The 16,068-nt window shown below is 70.9% G+C and carries 13 protein-coding genes; 7 read left to right on the top strand and 6 right to left on the bottom strand.

The window, feature by feature from the left end:
* Positions 1 to 45: 45 nt before the first annotated feature.
* From EL340_RS12060 to EL340_RS12040, 5 genes are all read right to left on the bottom strand, one after another.
* The gene (locus EL340_RS12060) at positions 46 to 1,032 is read right to left on the bottom strand and encodes an ABC transporter permease (protein WP_126414764.1); all 987 of its coding nucleotides are present in this window, start codon (positions 1,030 to 1,032) and stop codon (positions 46 to 48) included.
* Positions 1,029 to 2,111, bottom strand: coding sequence for an ABC transporter permease (locus EL340_RS12055; RefSeq protein WP_126414762.1), 1,083 nt, complete (start codon positions 2,109 to 2,111; stop codon positions 1,029 to 1,031). The genes EL340_RS12060 and EL340_RS12055 overlap by 4 nt, the downstream gene beginning before the upstream one ends.
* Positions 2,112 to 2,482: 371 nt before the next feature.
* Positions 2,483 to 3,550 (bottom strand): ABC transporter ATP-binding protein, encoded by a 1,068-nt coding sequence (locus tag EL340_RS12050; RefSeq protein ID WP_126414760.1) that lies wholly within the window; start codon positions 3,548 to 3,550, stop codon positions 2,483 to 2,485.
* Positions 3,547 to 5,349, bottom strand: coding sequence for an ABC transporter permease (locus tag EL340_RS12045; protein ID WP_126414758.1), 1,803 nt, complete (start codon positions 5,347 to 5,349; stop codon positions 3,547 to 3,549). The genes EL340_RS12050 and EL340_RS12045 overlap by 4 nt, the downstream gene beginning before the upstream one ends.
* On the bottom strand, positions 5,346 to 6,503 hold the full coding sequence (locus EL340_RS12040; protein ID WP_232023057.1) for a thiamine ABC transporter substrate-binding protein: 1,158 nt from the start codon (positions 6,501 to 6,503) through the stop codon (positions 5,346 to 5,348). Before EL340_RS12040 ends, EL340_RS12045 begins: the two co-directional genes overlap by 4 nt.
* 699 nt (positions 6,504 to 7,202) lie before the next feature.
* On the opposite strand from EL340_RS12040, the gene EL340_RS12035 reads away from it, so the two are divergent.
* On the top strand, positions 7,203 to 8,165 hold the full coding sequence (locus EL340_RS12035; protein ID WP_232022928.1) for an IS630 family transposase: 963 nt from the start codon (positions 7,203 to 7,205) through the stop codon (positions 8,163 to 8,165).
* Between the two features lie 264 nt (positions 8,166 to 8,429).
* Here the strand turns inward: EL340_RS12035 and EL340_RS12030 are convergent, their stop codons facing one another.
* A complete protein-coding gene (locus EL340_RS12030) occupies positions 8,430 to 9,281 on the bottom strand; it encodes an NAD(P)H-binding protein (RefSeq protein ID WP_126414757.1) in 852 nt (283 codons plus the stop codon).
* Between the two features lie 112 nt (positions 9,282 to 9,393).
* On the opposite strand from EL340_RS12030, the gene EL340_RS12025 reads away from it, so the two are divergent.
* The 6 genes from EL340_RS12025 to EL340_RS12000 all read left to right on the top strand — a co-directional run bounded on the left by EL340_RS12025 (position 9,394) and on the right by EL340_RS12000 (position 15,941).
* Positions 9,394 to 9,837, top strand: coding sequence for a winged helix-turn-helix transcriptional regulator (locus EL340_RS12025; RefSeq protein WP_126414755.1), 444 nt, complete (start codon positions 9,394 to 9,396; stop codon positions 9,835 to 9,837).
* Between the two features lie 436 nt (positions 9,838 to 10,273).
* Positions 10,274 to 11,323: a YdcF family protein gene (locus EL340_RS12020; RefSeq protein ID WP_126414754.1), complete on the top strand. Its 1,050-nt coding sequence runs from the start codon at positions 10,274 to 10,276 to the stop codon at positions 11,321 to 11,323.
* 89 nt (positions 11,324 to 11,412) lie between these two features.
* Complete coding sequence (locus EL340_RS12015; protein ID WP_126414753.1) at positions 11,413 to 11,880, top strand: TetR/AcrR family transcriptional regulator; 468 nt, start codon at positions 11,413 to 11,415, stop codon at positions 11,878 to 11,880.
* 102 nt (positions 11,881 to 11,982) lie between these two features.
* Positions 11,983 to 12,348, top strand: coding sequence for a hypothetical protein (locus tag EL340_RS12010; protein WP_126414752.1), 366 nt, complete (start codon positions 11,983 to 11,985; stop codon positions 12,346 to 12,348).
* Between the two features lie 189 nt (positions 12,349 to 12,537).
* The gene (locus tag EL340_RS12005; protein WP_126414751.1) at positions 12,538 to 12,855 is read left to right on the top strand and encodes a DUF4235 domain-containing protein; all 318 of its coding nucleotides are present in this window, start codon (positions 12,538 to 12,540) and stop codon (positions 12,853 to 12,855) included.
* 440 nt (positions 12,856 to 13,295) lie between these two features.
* A complete protein-coding gene (locus tag EL340_RS12000; protein ID WP_126414750.1) occupies positions 13,296 to 15,941 on the top strand; it encodes a (Fe-S)-binding protein in 2,646 nt (881 codons plus the stop codon).
* The last annotated feature ends 127 nt before the right edge of the window (positions 15,942 to 16,068 follow it).

The raw sequence follows: 16,068 nt of genomic DNA, 5'->3' as shown, positions 1-16,068 counted from the left end.
TCGGCGCCGGAGGGGAGGTGGGAGGCTGCGGGGGCTGCCGGCCGGCTAGATGCGGGGGTCGATGAGGGTGGCGACGGCGTCGGCCAGGAGGTTCGCGATGACGACGAAGGCGGCCGCCACGAGCGTGACCCCCATGACGACGGGGACGTCGGAGGTGCCGACGGCGTCCATGAGGAGGGCGCCCAGGCCCTGCATGGAGAAGACGCGCTCGGTGATGACCGCGCCGCCCAGCAGGCCGCCCAGGTCCAGGGCGAAGTAGGTGACCACCGGCAGGGAGATGTTGCGCATGACGTGGCGGCCCACGACCCGTCGCTCGGGCAGTCCGACGGCGCGGGCGGTGCGCACGTAGTCCTCGCCGAGGTTCTCCAGCATCTCGCCGCGCACCATGCGGGCGTAGACGGCCGCGGAGATGAGGGCGAGCACGCACCAGGGCAGGATGAGGTGCCAGGCCCAGTCCAGGGGGCTCTCGGCGAAGGGGACGTAGCCGGCCACCGGCACCATGTCGAGGGTGAAGCCGAACAGGAGGATGCCCAGCAGCCCCACGAGGTAGGCCGGGGAGGACACGCCCAGGACGGTGCCGGTCATGATGGTGCGGTCCAGGCGCGAGCCGCGCCTGAGGGCGGAGACGACGCCGGCGCCCACGCCGATGGCCAGCCACAGGACGGCGGCGCCCACGGCGATCGAGGCGGTCACGGGCAGGCGGGTGGCCACGAGCTCGCTCACCGGCGTCGACAGGCGGAAGGAGTAGCCCAGGCAGGGGGCGGCGCAGGTGATGGCGCCCGTGCCCTCGCCGAAGGTGCGCCCGGCGACGATGCCCTGGAGGTAGTGCCAGAACTGGGTGTACCAGGGCAGGTCGTAGCCCATGAAGGTGCGGGCGCGCTCGAGGTTCTCCGGGGTGCAGGGCCTGCCGCAGGCCAGGGTGGCCGGGTCGGAGGGCCACAGGGAGAAGATGGCGAAGGTGATGAAGACGATGATGACGAGGGTGAGCAGGGTGCGGGCCAGCCGCAGGCTCAGGAAGCGCGGGCGGTTCATCGCCTCTCACCGGTCCTGGGGTCGAGGGCGTCGCGCAGGCCGTCGCCGAAGAGGTTGAAGGCCAGGGTCACCAGGAACAGGGCGGTGCCGGGGAAGACGAGGTACCAGGGGTCGGTGGCGACCCAGGTGATGGCCGAGCCGATGGAGCGGCCCCAGGACGGCGTCGGCGGGGGCACGCCCACCCCGAGGAAGGACAGGGCGGCCTCGGCGGTGATCTTGCCGGGGATGGAGATGGTGGTGAGCACGATGATGGTGGCCACGAGGTTGGGTAGGACCTGGGTGGTCATGATGTGCAGGCCTCCGGCGCCCATGGCGCGCGAGGCGCCCACGAAGGTGCGCTGGCGCACGGCCATGGTCCGCGAGCGCAGGACGCGGGCGGTGGAGGGCCAGCCGAGGATCCCGATGATGAGGATCATGACCGGTACGCGCGGGGTGGTGGCGGGGATGATCGCGGAGACGGCGATCATGAAGACCAGGTGGGGGAAGCCGAGGGTGATGTCGGTCAGGCGCGAGACGATGGCGTCCCACCAGCCGCCGAGGTAGCCGGCGCTCAGCCCCAGGGCGATGGCGATGGCCATCGACAGGACGGTGGCGCCCATGCCGATGGAGAAGGAGGTGCGGGTGCCCTCGACGACGACGGCGAACAGGTCGCGGCCCGTCTGCGGCTCGACGCCGAAGGGGTGGGCGGTGCTGACGCCGCCCAGGGGGCCGGCCGGGACGCCGGAGGGGGTGAGCAGGTCGAGGTGGTAGGTGTAGGGGTCCACGCCGAGGGCGCGGGTGATCCAGGGGGCGAGGAGGGCCACGAGGGTGGTGGCGATGATGACGGTGCCTCCGGCCAGGGCCCAGCGGTCGGCGGCCAGGCGGCGCCAGACCTGGCGGGAGCCGCCGGGGCGCTCGTGGAAGGCACGGTCGGCGACGGGGGCCGGGGCGTCGGCGAGGTCAGTCGGGTCGGCTGCGCCGGTCGCGTCAACGGTGGAGGCGACGTCCGCGGAGTCGGTGGAGTCTGCGGAGCTGGCGGAGTCGGCGGGGCTGGTTGTGGCGGCGTCGGAGACAGGGGCGTCCGGGGTGGACGAGTGCACGGGGGCACCTCACAGGGTGTCAGGAGCAGGGCGCTCAGCGAATAGGACGAGGGGCTGTCGTCAGCGACAGCAACAGCTCCACATTCGCTTGGCCATGGCGTTCTCCTTGCAGGCACCGGAAGATAACGAGCAGACAGTAGCAGGAAGTCTGACGAACCGGGAAAGTCGTCTCAGTCACGCAGGCCGGTGCCGTGGGCGCAGCTCCCGACCCTCCGCACTCCGCAGCACCCCTCGGCACTCCTCAGTGCTCCCCAGTGCTCTGCGGCCCTCTCGGGATCGTAGGGTAGGTCGCGCGTTCGTACCCTTTACCCCTCGAACGCGTGGCACAAGGTACGACCGCGGCGTCGGCGGAGCGCCTGCTCCACCGCCCCTCACAGTCGGGCGGTGCGGGTGAGGTCGAGGCGCAGGCCGACGCGCTCGCCGGAGGCGTGGGGGCACTGGGCCAGTGCGGTGGCACGGGCCGGTCCGCCATCACCGTCATCACCAACGACGGGAGCGGCGCCGGCCCGCTCAGTCAGGCCGGCCAGCCCGGAGAGCTGCGCGGGATCGAGCTCGACCTCGACCTCCCACTGACCACGGCGCAGGCGGGAGGCCCGCACGGTGGCCGACAACCGCATCCCTTCGGATCTCTCCGTTCCCTGCGGCCCGCCCGGCGCGCCGACCACGCGAAGCGCGCCGGGGGTCAGGGCGAGGTCCCCGATGACGTCGAGTCCCAGGAACCGCGCCACGTTGCGGCTGCCGGGGTCGGCCCACAGGCGCTCGGGGGTGTCGATGCGCAGGAGCCGGCCGTCCTCCATGACGCCGACCCGGTCGGCCACGGTCATGGCCTCGTCCTGGTCGTGGGTGACGTAGAGCGCGGTGGTGCCGCCCCGGCGCAGGATCGCGCGCACATCGGTGGACAGCTGCTCGCGCAGCGCCCGGTCCAGGGCGGACAGGGGCTCGTCGAGCAGCAGGAGCCGGGGAGCTGGCGCCAGGGCCCGGGCCAGGGCCACCCGCTGGGCCTGGCCGCCGGACAGGGTCGTCACCCGGCGCCGCTCGAACCCCGGCAGGCCGACGAGCTGGAGCATCTCGCGCACCCGCTCATCGCGGCGGGCGCGCGGCAGGCCGGTGAGCCCGTAGGCGATGTTGCCGCCGACGTCACGGTGCTCGAAGAGCTGGCCGTCCTGGAACATGAGGCCGAAGCCGCGCTTGTGCACGGGCACGCGCACCATGTCCCGCCCGTCCCAGGCGACCTCGCCGCCGGCCACGTCCTCCAGGCCGGCCACCGCCCGCAGCAGCGAGGACTTCCCCGAGCCGGAGGCCCCCAGGAGGGCGACGACCTCCCCGGCGCTCACCTCCAGGTCGACGCCGTCGACGGCGCGCAGGTTCCCGTAGGCCACGGCGAGCCCGCGCACCGACAGGCCCGTAGAAGCGCTGGTACCACTGGTCTCCGGGCTCATGGCCGCCCACCTCCGTCCGTTGCGGCCACCGCGCGGCCGTCTCCATGTCCTCCTCCGGGCCCGAGCCGGGTCTGGAGCCACTCGCAGCCGAGCATGACGGCGGCGCTGCCCACCGCCAGCACCACGCCGCCGGCCAGGGCCATCCCCTGGTTCTGGGAGCCGGGGCTGCCGATGAGCCGGTAGACGACCACCGGCAGCGTCGGCTCCTGGGGCCGGGCCAGGAACGACGTCGCCCCGAACTCCCCCAGCGAGGTCGCCAGGGCGAAGCCGGCGGCCAGCCCGCCGGCGCGCAGCAGCTGGGGCCCGTCCACGGTCAGCAGCACCCGGGCGGGCCCGGCCCCCAGGGCGGCCGCGGCCTCGCGCTGGCGCGGGTCGATGGCGCGCAGCGTCGGCAGCAGGGTGCGCACCACCAGCGGCACGGCCACCACGGCCTGCGCCAGCGGCAGGATCCACCAGGAGCGGGTCAGGGCCAGCGGCGGGCGCGCCAGGGTGATGAGGAAGCCGAAGCCGACCGTCACGGCGGAGACCCCCAGCGGCAGCATGAAGACGGCGTCGAGCCCGGTGATGACCCGGGCCAGCGCCCGGCTGCGGGGCCGGCGCGAGATGACCAGGCAGACGGCCGCCCCCAGCGTCAGGGCGATGGCCGCGGCCGCCACGGCCACGCTCACCGAGTTCACGGCCGCCTCCCACACGGTCACGAGCAGGGCGCTGCGCCCGCCGGTCGTGCCCAGGTCGGTGTAGTTCGCCAGGGTCCAGGCGCCGTCGCGCTGCAGGGAGCGCACCACGAGCACCGCCATCGGCGCCACCAGCAGCCCCACGACCGTGGCGGCGGTGACCGCGAGCGCGGGGGCGTCGGCGGCGCGCAGCCGCGGGGCCGGGACCTCGGTGCGCAGGCGCAGGCGCGTCTGGGTGGCGGCGCGCGCCCGCTCGGCCACCCACAGGGCCAGCGCGATGACGCCGAGCTGGACCACGGACAGGACGGCCGCGCCCCGCAGGTCGAGGTACTGGGTGGTCAGCCGGTAGATCTCGGTCTCGATGGTGCCGACCCCCACCCCGCCGAGCACGAGCACCACCCCGTAGGCGGTGGCGCAGAACAGGAAGGTCAGGGAGGCGGCCGAGGCGATCGCGGGCGCCAGCGCGGGCAGGGTGACGGTGGCGAAGGCCCGGCCCGGCGAGGCTCCCAGCGCCCGGGCGGCCTCCACGGCGCGCGGGTCGAGCCGCGACCACATGGTGCCCACGGTGCGCACCACGAGCCCGTAGTTGAAGAAGGCCAGCGCGGCCACGACCGCGGTCAGCGTCCCGTCCAGGCCCAGGGCCTCCAGGGGGCCGCCGCGGGTGACCAGGGCGTGGAAGGCGACGCCGACGACGACGGTCGGCAGCACGAAGGGCACGGTGACCACCCCGCGCAGCAGGTCGCGGCCGGGGAAGGAGCGCCGGTAGAGCACGAGGGCCCCGGGGACGCCGAGGGCCACGCACACGGCGGTGCCGAGGGTCGTCTGGGTGAGGGTCTGGCCCAGGATCCGCCAGGTGCGCTCGCGGGCGAGGACCTCGCCGAAGCCGCCCAGGTCCAGGGCGCCGTCCGGCGCGAGGCCGCGTCCCATGAGCGTGGCCACGGGCCAGGCGAAGAAGACCGTCAGGAAGGCCAGCGGGCAGGCTGCGGCCAGGGCCCAGCCGATGCGCTCGCCCCAGCCCGGCCGGGGCCCGCCGGGTCCGCCCGGCCGGCCCCGCCCGCTGCCGGTCCCGGCGTCGGCTCGGGCGGCGCCGTCGGTCCCCGGGGTCTCCTCGCGCGGCGCGGTCACTTGCCGACGGCCTCGGTCCAGGTGCTCAGCCACTCCTCGCGGTGGGCGGTGATCTCCTTGGGATCCACGGTCACCGGCGCGATGGACAGCGGCCCGAACTTGGTCAGGGCCTCGGGCAGGGTGGCGTCGGGCAGGACCGGGTACATGTACATCTGGCCGGGGATATCCTCCTGGACGGCCTTGGAGAGCATCCACTCCACGAAGGCCTTGCCGCCCTCCGGGTTGGCGGCGCCCTTGAGGACCCCGGCGTACTCGACCTGGCGGAAGGCGGTGTCCAGCAGGGCGGAGGTGGAGCTGGAGGCGCCGTCGTCGGAGACCGTGAAGGAGGGGGAGGAGGCGTAGGAGACGACGACGGGGTAGGTGCCCTTGCCGCTGGCGGAGAAGTCGGTCTCGTAGGCGCTGGTCCAGTCCTCGGCGATCCGGGCGTCGTTGGCGGTGAGCTGCTTCCAGTAGTCGGCGAAGGAGCCTGCACCGAAGTGGCCGATGGTGGCCAGCAGCCAGGCCATGCCGGGCGAGGAGTTCGTGGGGTTGATGGCCACGAGCAGGCCCTTGTACTCGGGTTTGGTCAGGTCCTCGAAGGTGGCGGGGGGCGTGAGGCCCTTGCCGGTGAAGTAGCCGGTGTCGATGTTGAGGCAGACGTCGCCGACGTCGATCGGGGCGAGGGCCGGGGTGTCGGCGACGACGTAGCCCTCGGCGCTCTGGGGCAGGGTGACGGTGGCGGAGGTGTCGATGACGCCCTGGTCGAGGGCGCGGGTGGCATAGGTGTTGTCGATGCCGAAGACGGCATCGCCCAGCGGCGCGTCCTTGGTCAGGACGAGCTTGTTGACCAGGGCGCCGGCGTCGCCGGAGGTGGCGACCTTGAGGGTGTAGCCGGTCTCGGAGGTGAAGGACTTGATGAGGTCGTCCGAGACGTGGAAGGAGTCGTGGGTGACGACCGTGACGGTCTTGGAGTCGGTCTTGCCGCTCCTGCCGCAGGCGGCCAGGCCCAGGCCGACAGCGCCGGCGGCGGTGCCGGCGAGCAGGGCGCGGCGGCTGAGGGCCGGGCGGGCGGGATGGCGGGAGGGCCGGTTGCCGGGCAGCGGTGCCCGGGCGGACGAGACCGGGCGGGCGGGTCGGGCCGGCTGGCGGCCTGGCTGAGTGGACTGGGTGGTCATGTGTGCCTCCGATGGTTCTCCGGAGGGCCCGGCGGCCGCCTGCGGCGCGCCGGGGAGATGTCTCGACTTCCTTCGCCGGTGCTAACCGGAGCAGGTTCGAGGGTCTGCGGGCTTCCGCACTCTCAGCGCCGTCGGCGGCGGCCCATCGGCCAGTCGGGGCCGGGCCGACGACGGGGCGCTCCCCTGTCGTTGCAGGTCAACTGTAGTTCGTGGCCGCCCGCCGACACCAACTCCGGCACCACAAACACCCACCCGTCAAGTTCAATAAACCACCCTAACAGACAGAATAACTTACCTTACAACGTGTGGATTGTGACCATTTAAGAAAGTGCCATGACCACAATAAACGCATTTCTTAAAGAAAGGAATGGCCAGCAATCCAAATCCGCAGGTAAATATCCCGATCGTCCACAGGGCAATAGTTCTATAGTGTGATTAAAACAAGATTCGTGTTGCTGGTTTTGTTGTTGGGTTGGTGATCGGGTATTCGTGGGGCGTCCGATGTGGGGGTGTCGCTTTCTCGTGGGGTGCTTGGCTGCTGGTGCTGGCTTCTTTTGTTGTCGTCTCTTGTGTTGTCGGCGTTTCGTGTGAGCTCTCGGGTCGAGGGCGGAATATCATGCTGGGATGGACAGGGTCGTGGTTAGTGATGATGAGTGGACTGTTTTGCAGGGCTATAAGCACCAGGCGCCTTACAGGTTGATGCGTTTGAAGTCCGAGGCGGTCGTGCTGCTGTCCAAGGGTGTGGATACCGCGGTCGTGGCCCAGGTCGTCGAGCGCACGCCCGAGACGGTGCGCAGCTGGGCTCGGGAGTGGAACCGGTACCGCCTGGCCTCAATCCACACCGGTCACGCCGGCAACCTCAACGCCTCCAGGCTCACCGCCACCCAGCGCCAGGAGGTGGCCGGGGTACTGTCCCGACCCCCGTCGGAGCAGGGCCTGCCCATCGGGTTCTGGGACGTGCCCCATCTGGCGGCCTGGGTCTACGACCACTTCGAGGTGGAGTACGCCTCTGCCGCCTCCTACCGGTTCCTGCTGCACATGGCGGGCCTGTCCTTCCACCGCCCCCAGACCGTTGACCAGCGCCGCCCGCCCCAGGCGGACGTTGACCAGCGCATGAGCCAGATCCGTTCCGAGATCGTCCGCAAGTGGTCCGATCCCGAGGTGATGGTGGTGTGCGCCGACGAGGTGCGTATCGAGCACGAGGCGATCGTGCGCAGGGCGTGGATCCGCCGGGGGGACGCCGCCCGCCTGGAGGTCGACCGCCGCCGCCAGGCCCAGTCCTACATCGGCTTCCTGCACGAGACCGACGGCACCGTCGACTTGATGACCCTCGACTGGCAGGACACCGGCACCATCACCCAGGCCCTGATCGACCTGACCGTGAAGCACCCCGACAAGAAGAAGATCGTCATCGTGTGGGACAACGCCTCCTGGCACCGTTCAGCAAAGCTCACAAACAGCCTCAAGACCATCAAGAACCTCGAGAGGATCCACCTGATCAACCTACCCGCCTACAGCCCCGACGAGAACCCCATCGAGCACGTCTGGAAAGAAGCAAAGGACAGTATCAGCAACCACCAAAGAGCCACATTCCCCCAAACCCGACAAGCATTCGAGACCTTCATCCAGGCAAACAAGTTCCCCTACCGACTCACAAAATAATCTCGTTTAAACTCCACTACAGCGATGTTTTTGGAACCACCTTCGCAGTGGCAGCAGCCAACACACCCACGGCGCGCATAGGTTTCGATATTTTGATAGGGAAGTGCCACCACAGTTCTCCGTTGACGTAATAATGGCCTCTTGAGCGACACCATCATAGGTCAGATCCACCAGCAGGCAAGTCACAATCCATACAACCACTGAAACCGGCACCGAACCCGATCAGTTCACCTCAAGAGACAAAAAATTAAATCTCCGATATTTTCAGTTGCCCTCAGTTCCTGGGCCAGGGCGATGAGCGGCAACCGCCTCAGCGGCGACGGCGAGCGGGTCCATGGGTTCTCTGCCCAGCAGCCTTGGGAGGTCGTCCCCCGTTGTGGCCAGGAATCCGTGCCGGATAACACTGGCGATCGAGAGCATCATGGACAGACGGAAGGCCGACACCCCACCGCCGGCTACGAGCTGGTCCCGGAACTCGCTCAAGCTGATGTCCCTCACCTCGCAGCCCAGGCGGCCGGCGACATCGGCAGCGGAGATCGGACGGTTTCCCACCAGCTCATAGACCTTCTCCCTGTGCCTGGCAGGCTCGCTGACAACCGAGGCCGCCGCGCAGGCCAGGTCTCGGCGCGCCACTACGGCCACGGCTCCGTCTCCCAGCGGCGACACAATCCCCAGCCCCCTCCCCTTCCCCTTCCGCCTCTCCCATGAGAGCGGGGCTCCGAGAATCTCGGCGTAGACGCCGTTGCGCAGAATGGTCCATGTCATGCCACTGGCGAGGATGAGACTCTCGGCGACCCGGTGCGGCAGCGCCATCGACAGGTGGTCACCCGCGCCGGTGAGACTCGTGTAGACGAGGTGGGAGACGCCGTCGCGAGCCGCAGCCTCAACGACGGCGCGATGGAAGGCGACCTGCCGGTCATCCTCCTGCGCCCCGGCCGACACCAGCAGCAGGGTGTCGACCCCATTGAGGTCGAGGCTGTCCGGGACACCGAAGTCAACGCGCCGTTGCCCCTCCGACGGCGTACGACTGCCGCCCACCGCCGGGACTCCGCGAGCGCGCAGCTCCGCCAGGACCGCTGAGGAGAACCGTCCGCTCGCACCGGTCACCATGATCATGAGTAGGCTCCTTCACACTCATCCACGCTCCGACGGCCGACTCCCGCAACCACCGGACTGTCCACGCCACGAGCCTGGGACACCGTGCACGTACCCACAAGGAGGCAGTTTCTTGTCACCGACGCACAGCGATGTGACTACCAACGGTCCCGGACCGGCCCCTCTGGAGCGCTGCACAAGGGCGCATCGGGAGGATCCCGGTATCCGGGCGGTCCACGACCGGCTGGGAGACAAGTGGTCCCTGCTGGTGATCGTCGAGCTCGCCGGCGGGCCGCTGCGTTTCCGCCAGCTGCAACGCGCCGTCGACGGCATCTCCCAGCGCATGCTCACCCTGACCGTGCGCCGGCTCGAACGCGACGGGCTGGTGCGCCGCACGGTCTACCCCACGGTTCCCGCCCGGGTCGACTACCGGCTCACTGAGATGGGAGCGAGCCTGACGCACCTGCTGAAGGCTCTGGCCGACTGGTCGGTGGAGCACCGGGAGGACATCGCCCGCGCCCAGCTCGACTACGACCGCACCCACCCGGGCCGGCGCGAACACGAGACTGTGTCATGAGGAGATGCCCGGGTGCTGCAGCCACTGCCCCGCGCGTTCGTAGGGTAGGTCGCGCGTTCGTACCCTCTACCCCTCGAACGCGCGGCACAAGGTACGACCGCGCGCCCGCAGCAGCCGGCGCCAGGCCGGCCTCACCGCCCGCCCGCACCCCACCGTCTGAAGCCCACCGGCCTCACCTCGGGGAGGAGATGGGGAGCGCACTGTCATCATCCCAAGGGCTGAGAGGGCCGCCCCGTGAATCGTCCCAAGGACGCTCACGCCCACCTCGCGGCGCCTCCTAACCTGATCTCAGGAGCGAGGAACCGCACCGCCCGACCCCGGACCTATGATGAGCGCCGGCTCGTCGGCCCTCCGCCGTCCCGCTCCATGCCGGGAAGCGCTCACTCCCCAGCGACCAAGAAAAACGAGCCCCCTGCACCACGAGAGGAACGCACCCATGCACGCCCCCTGGTTCTTCTCCGCACTACTGGTCGACGTCGCCATCCTGGTGCCGTGGTGGCTGCTCCTGAAGGCCTCGCAGCGCCGCGACAACCGCCGGCTGCGCAACGGGGTCCTGTTCCTGCTCCTGATCAACGCCGCGTTGGGCGTCCTGCTCCACCTCACCTCCCTCATCCCGACCCTCAACGTCCCGGTGGGGCTGGCAGCCGCCGCCTTCTTCCTGCTCATCGCCCTCATGCCGTTCCTGCTCATGCTCAACGGCGTCGTCCTCATCCGCCGCGAGGGCCGGCGCCTGAGCAACCTGCTGTGCCTGATGGCCGGCCTGGGCCTCATCGCCACACCGGTGGCCGCCCTGTCCCTAGTGGCCACCGCCAGCCCCTGGGCCCTGCTGGCGGCCGCCCTCATGTTCTGCGCCTGCGCCTACCTGGGTGTCTTCCTGCTCATCTTCTTAGCCCAGACGGCGGTGCAGCGGATCTGGGGCGGGCGCCGGGCCGTGCCGCACCCCGACGTCGTCGTGGTGCACGGCGCCGGCCTCATCAACGGGAGGGGCGGGCCGCTGCTGGGCTCGCGCATCACGGGCGGCATCAACGCCTGGCGCGACGAGGACGCCCTGCGCCCCGGCGTCCCGCTGCTGGTCATGAGCGGCGGGCAGGGCCCCGACGAACCGGTCAGCGAGGCGCGCGCCATGGCCGACTACGCGATCGCCCGCGGCGTTCCGGCCGAGCGGATCCTTCTGGAGGACCGCTCGACGACGACCCGCACGAACATCGCCTACACCCGCGACCTCCTGGCCGAGCGCGGCATGGCCGACCCCCAGGTGCTGCTGGTGACGAGCTCCTTCCACGCGGTGCGCACGGCGATCCTCGCCTCCGACATGGGGGTTCCCTGGGCGGTGGCTCCGGCCCGCACGGCCTGGTTCTACATCGTCAACGCCTGGCTGCGCGAGTACGTCGCCGTCCTGACCTACCGGCGCCGGCCCGCCCTCGTCTGCGCCGTGACCGCCGGGCTCTTCTCCGTGCTGTACGCACTGCTGGTTCTCGGCGCCTAGGTCGGGCCGCGAAAGTCTGTCGGGCGTCGAGCCCGGGTTTCAGAACACACATTCTTGACCAATCGTTCCAGAATATCTATTCTGGATTCATGGGACGACGACGCACCTTCATCGAGAGCGAGGCCATCGGCTCCGCCACGGCGACCTTCGCCGAACGCGGTTTCGCAGGCGCCTCCGTGGACGACCTGGTCCGGGCCACCGGCGTCAACCGCGCCAGCCTCTACGGGGTCTTCGGCTCCAAGGACGGCCTCTTCCAGCGCTGCCTCACCGAGGCGCTGGCCGCCCTGAGCCCCCACGCCCCTCGGGCCGACGCCTCGACCGCGGCTTCAAGCAGCGTCGCCGCTACGGCAGGTCACGAGCAGCTCGACCTCATCCTCGTGGCACTCATGGAGATCGCCCCCCGCGACCAGGCCGTGCGCGAGGCCCTCGAGGACGCCCTGAGCCGGGCGGGCATCACCGCCGACACGCTCGGCCAGCGTCTGCTGGAGCGAGCCGGAGCTGCGACGTCGAGCCCAGCCGCATCGGCCGCCTCGACCTCGCCCCCGCCGTCGGCGTAGCACGCGCCGCTCCGTGTCAGCAGACACAGCAGCACCACTCAACAGACACATCAACAGACACAGCACCGCCCAGCCCACCTGCCCGCGAGAGGAGCAGACACCATGAGCCGCAACACCGTCACCCTCACCGACACCACCCTGAGCATCGAGCCGCACGGGCTGGACAAGATCTGGTCCTTCACCTCCCGGCTGGAGTTCCCGCTCGCGCACGTGCGCGGGGCCACCCACGACCCCGGCCTGCGCACCGAGCCCAAGGGGTGGCGCGGCCCCGGGCTGCGGCAGGGAGGCAAGCTCTCCGGGACCTTCCACGCCAACGGCACGGCGCAGTTCTGGAACATCTCCGGATATGAGAACACGCTGGTCATCACCCTGGAGGACGAGCGCTTCACGCACCTCTACCTCACGGTCGACGACCCCGCCGGCCTGGCCGTCCGGATCAACGCCGCCGCCCGCTCCGCCCAGGCCTGAGCCCGCCCGCGTGGCGCCGGTGCCCGGCCGGGCGATCCAGTCGGGCACCGGCGCCACGCGGGCGGGTACTGGCTGCGCCGTCGGCGCATCTGCGGCATGATCAGGACAAAGCGGTGCCGACGTCGTCGGCCCGCCACCATCACTCAGGCCACCCAGGTACGCCGCCCGCCGGGGCGCAAGGAGGACTCAATGAGCGCACAGGACCCTGCCCAGATCGACCAGTCCACCGACTTCATGTGGAAGGCGACCGCGGCCGTGGCCACCCTCGCCTCCGGTTTCGTGGCCGAGAAGGTCGTCGCGCTGGGCTGGCGGGTGATCACCGGCAAGCCCGCCCCGCGCGAGGAGGACCAGCTCCTCAACTACCAGCTGGCCGAGGTCGTCGCCTTCGCGGTCATCTCCGGGGCCACCATCACCCTGGTGCGCGAGCTCGGGCTGCGCCAGGCCGCCAAGTGGTACAGCGCCCGCCGCCCCGACTCCCCCTACGCGCAGCGCGCCATCGGCAGCTGATCGCCACTCGCTGTGAGCGTGCCGGCCCTCCAACGGGGCCGGCACGCTCTTTGTCTGCCCTTTTTCCACGCTCCCGTGTTACTCCGGGAGACTTTTCCAGCCGCGAATCGCCCACCTGCACTGCGCGCGCCTCCGGCGCCGTCGCGTCCGCCCAGGTCAGGACGGGTTGGCCAGAAGTCGCCCGAAGCACCGCCGCTCACCGCACGCCGAAAAGTCGCCAGGAGTGACACTTTCGCCTGCGGTGCCCTCCGTACCCACACCGGCGCGCGCTCAACGGCGGCTCGCACCGCCCTGCCCCTCGACCACGACTCCCGACCGCCCCGCGGGTAGGCTGACGGGAGCGCCAACGGTGTGCCGCGCAGGCGACCCTCCGGGGCGCCGTCGGCCCACCTCCGCGCGCTCCCGCCTTTGCCTTCGGAGACCTGAGGAAACCCGACCCGATGAGTGCTGTGCAGATCGCCTGTGTCGCCGTCGTCGTCATCGCCACGACGATCGGCCTGGCAGTTTTCGCACGCGCCTGTTTCACTATTGGCGCCCGCATGGCCGTGGGCCGCGCGACCGCGCCGCAGCGGCTGCGCCCGATCGGCCGGCGCCTGGCGCTCACCCTGGGCGCGCTCGTGGGCCACACCGCCTTCAAGGGCCGCCCCTTCGTCAAGGCCGCCCACTGGCTGGTCATGGTCTCCTTCCCGCTGCTGTTCCTCACGCTGGTGGCCGGCTACGGGCAGGTGCTGGGCGGACCCAGCTTCGCGCTGCCGCTCATCGGCCACACCGCCTGGTGGGCCTGGATCGTCGAGCTCATCGCCTGGCTGTCCACGGCCGGGATCGTGGGGCTGACGATCCTGCGCTGGCGCCTGACCCGCGACGGGCGGGCCGCCCCGCCCTACGCCCCCGACTCCGACGGCGGCAAGCGCCCGCGCACCTCGCGCTTCGCCGGGTCGACGTCGGCCCAGGCCAAGTTCGTCGAGGCCACGATCATCGGCGTGGTCGCCTGCGTGCTGGCCCTGCGGATGCTGGAGCACGCCCACCTGGCCCTCTCCCCCGACCCGGCCGAGCGCGCCCTGGCCTCCTGGACGCACTTCCCGCTGACGGCCTGGACCGGAGGCCTGCTCACCCCTTTGGGCGCCGGGGTGCTGGGCGAGGCGATCGTCGTCGTCGCCACCATCAAGGTGGTGCTGTCGATGAGCTGGTTCGTCGTGGTGGGCCTGCAGCCCTCGATGGGCGTGGCCTGGCACCGGTTCCTGGCGATCCTCAACGTCTACGCGCGCCGCGAGGTGGACGGCTCCAAGGCCCTGGGCCCGCTCCAGCCGCTCATGGTGGGCGACGAGCCGCTGACCGAGGCGACCATGGACACGCTGGAGGAGGCCATGGAGGCCGCCGACTCCGGCGAGGGACCGGAGGTGCGCCTGGGCGTGGGCCGCATCGAGGACTTCACCTGGAAGGGCCTGCTGGACTTCTCCACCTGCACCGAGTGCGGCCGCTGCCAGGACCTGTGCCCGGCGTGGAACACCGGCAAGCCGCTGTCGCCCAAGCTGTTCGTCATGGCGCTGCGCGACCACCACGCCGCGGCCGCCCCCTACCTGCGGGCCGCGGGAGCCCTTGGGGTCGAGCCCGACGACGTCACCGAGGAGATGGTGGCCGAGCGCCCCACCTCCGGCGGACTGGTGGGCAAGGCGCTGGGCATGCATGACGGGCTGGCGCGTGAGACGATCCTGGGCCTGGAGCCGGGCACCGCCCACACCGGCGACGTCCTCGGCGCGCTGCTGGCCGCCAAGGCCGCCCCCAGCGAGACGGGCGTGGCCACACATCCGGCCCCCTTGGCCGGAGACGTCATCCCCGCCGACGTCCTGTGGGCCTGCACCACCTGCGGGGCCTGCGTGGACCAGTGCCCGGTGGATATCGAGCACGTCGACCACGTCGTCGACGTGCGCCGCCAGCAGGTCCTCATGGAGTCGGCCTTCCCCAAGGAGCTCGGCGGCATGTTCCGCAAGCTGGAGTCCAAGGGGAACCCGTGGGGGCTGCCGGCCCGCAAGCGCATGGACTGGGCCAAGAACCTGGACTTCGAGGTGCCGGTCATCGGCGACGACGTCGAGAGCGCCGCGGAGGTCGACTACCTGTTCTGGGTGGGCTGCGCCGGCGCCTACGAGGACCGCGCCAAGAAGACGACCCGGGCCGTGGCCGAGCTGCTGCACACCGCTGGGGTGAGCTTCGCGGTCCTGGGCGACGCAGAGACCTGCACCGGCGACCCGGCCCGGCGCGCCGGCAACGAGATCCTCTACCAGATGCTCGCCGCGCAGAACGTGGAGACCCTGAGCGAGGTTGGGGCACAGAAGATCGTGGTGACCTGCGCGCACTGCTTCAACACGATCTCGCGGGAGTACCCGCAGATCGGGGGCCGCTACGAGGTCCTCCACTACACCCAGCTCCTCAACCGGCTCGTGCGCGAGGGCCGGCTGCGCCCCCTGCCGCCGCAGGCAACTGAGCAAGCCACGGAGCAGGCCGCCGATGAGCCGACGGCGCCGTCGTCGCCCGCCGCTCCTGAGGGGGGCGACGACGAGGCCGCTGGCAGCAGGGCCGCCGAAGCCGCTGAGGTTCCGGCCGAGGCGGCCTCCGCCTCGGAAGCGGGCAAGGTGGGCGGCGAGTCCGCCGCGACCGGAGACTCACCTGCCGACGACGCCCCGGCGGCGTCGGGCCGGGAGGCAACCAGTACGGAGGCGAGCGAGCCGGCCGTCCCGACGGTCACCTACCACGACGCCTGCTACCTGGGCCGCCACAACCAGGTCTACTCCCCGCCGCGCGAGCTGCTGGAGGCGACCGGCGCGACCACCGTGGAGATGCCGCGCAGCCGCGACCGGGGCTTCTGCTGCGGGGGTGGCGGGGCGCGCGCCTTCATGGAGGAGACAATCGGGACTCGCATCGCCGTGGAGCGCTCGCGCGAGGCGATCGGCACCGGCGCGCAGGTCATTGCCACGACCTGCCCTTTCTGCACCACGATGCTCTCCGACGGCGTCGCCTCCGAGGGGGCTGACGTGCGGGTTGCTGACGTGGCCACTCTCATGCTGGAGGCTGTGCGCCGCGGCGGGGAGTAGGCGGGGACATTCGACGCCGGCGGGGACCTTTTCTCCTGGGCGGGGGCATCCTGCCCGTACGGGTGCCGGTTTTCCGCCCCCGTACGCGTAGAAGGCCCCCGTCCAGAGCCGCACGCACCCGTCGGGA

This window comes from Actinomyces viscosus, assembly GCF_900637975.1.
Lineage (GTDB): Bacteria > Actinomycetota > Actinomycetes > Actinomycetales > Actinomycetaceae > Actinomyces > Actinomyces viscosus.
This window is presented reverse-complemented; position numbering and strand designations above follow the sequence as displayed.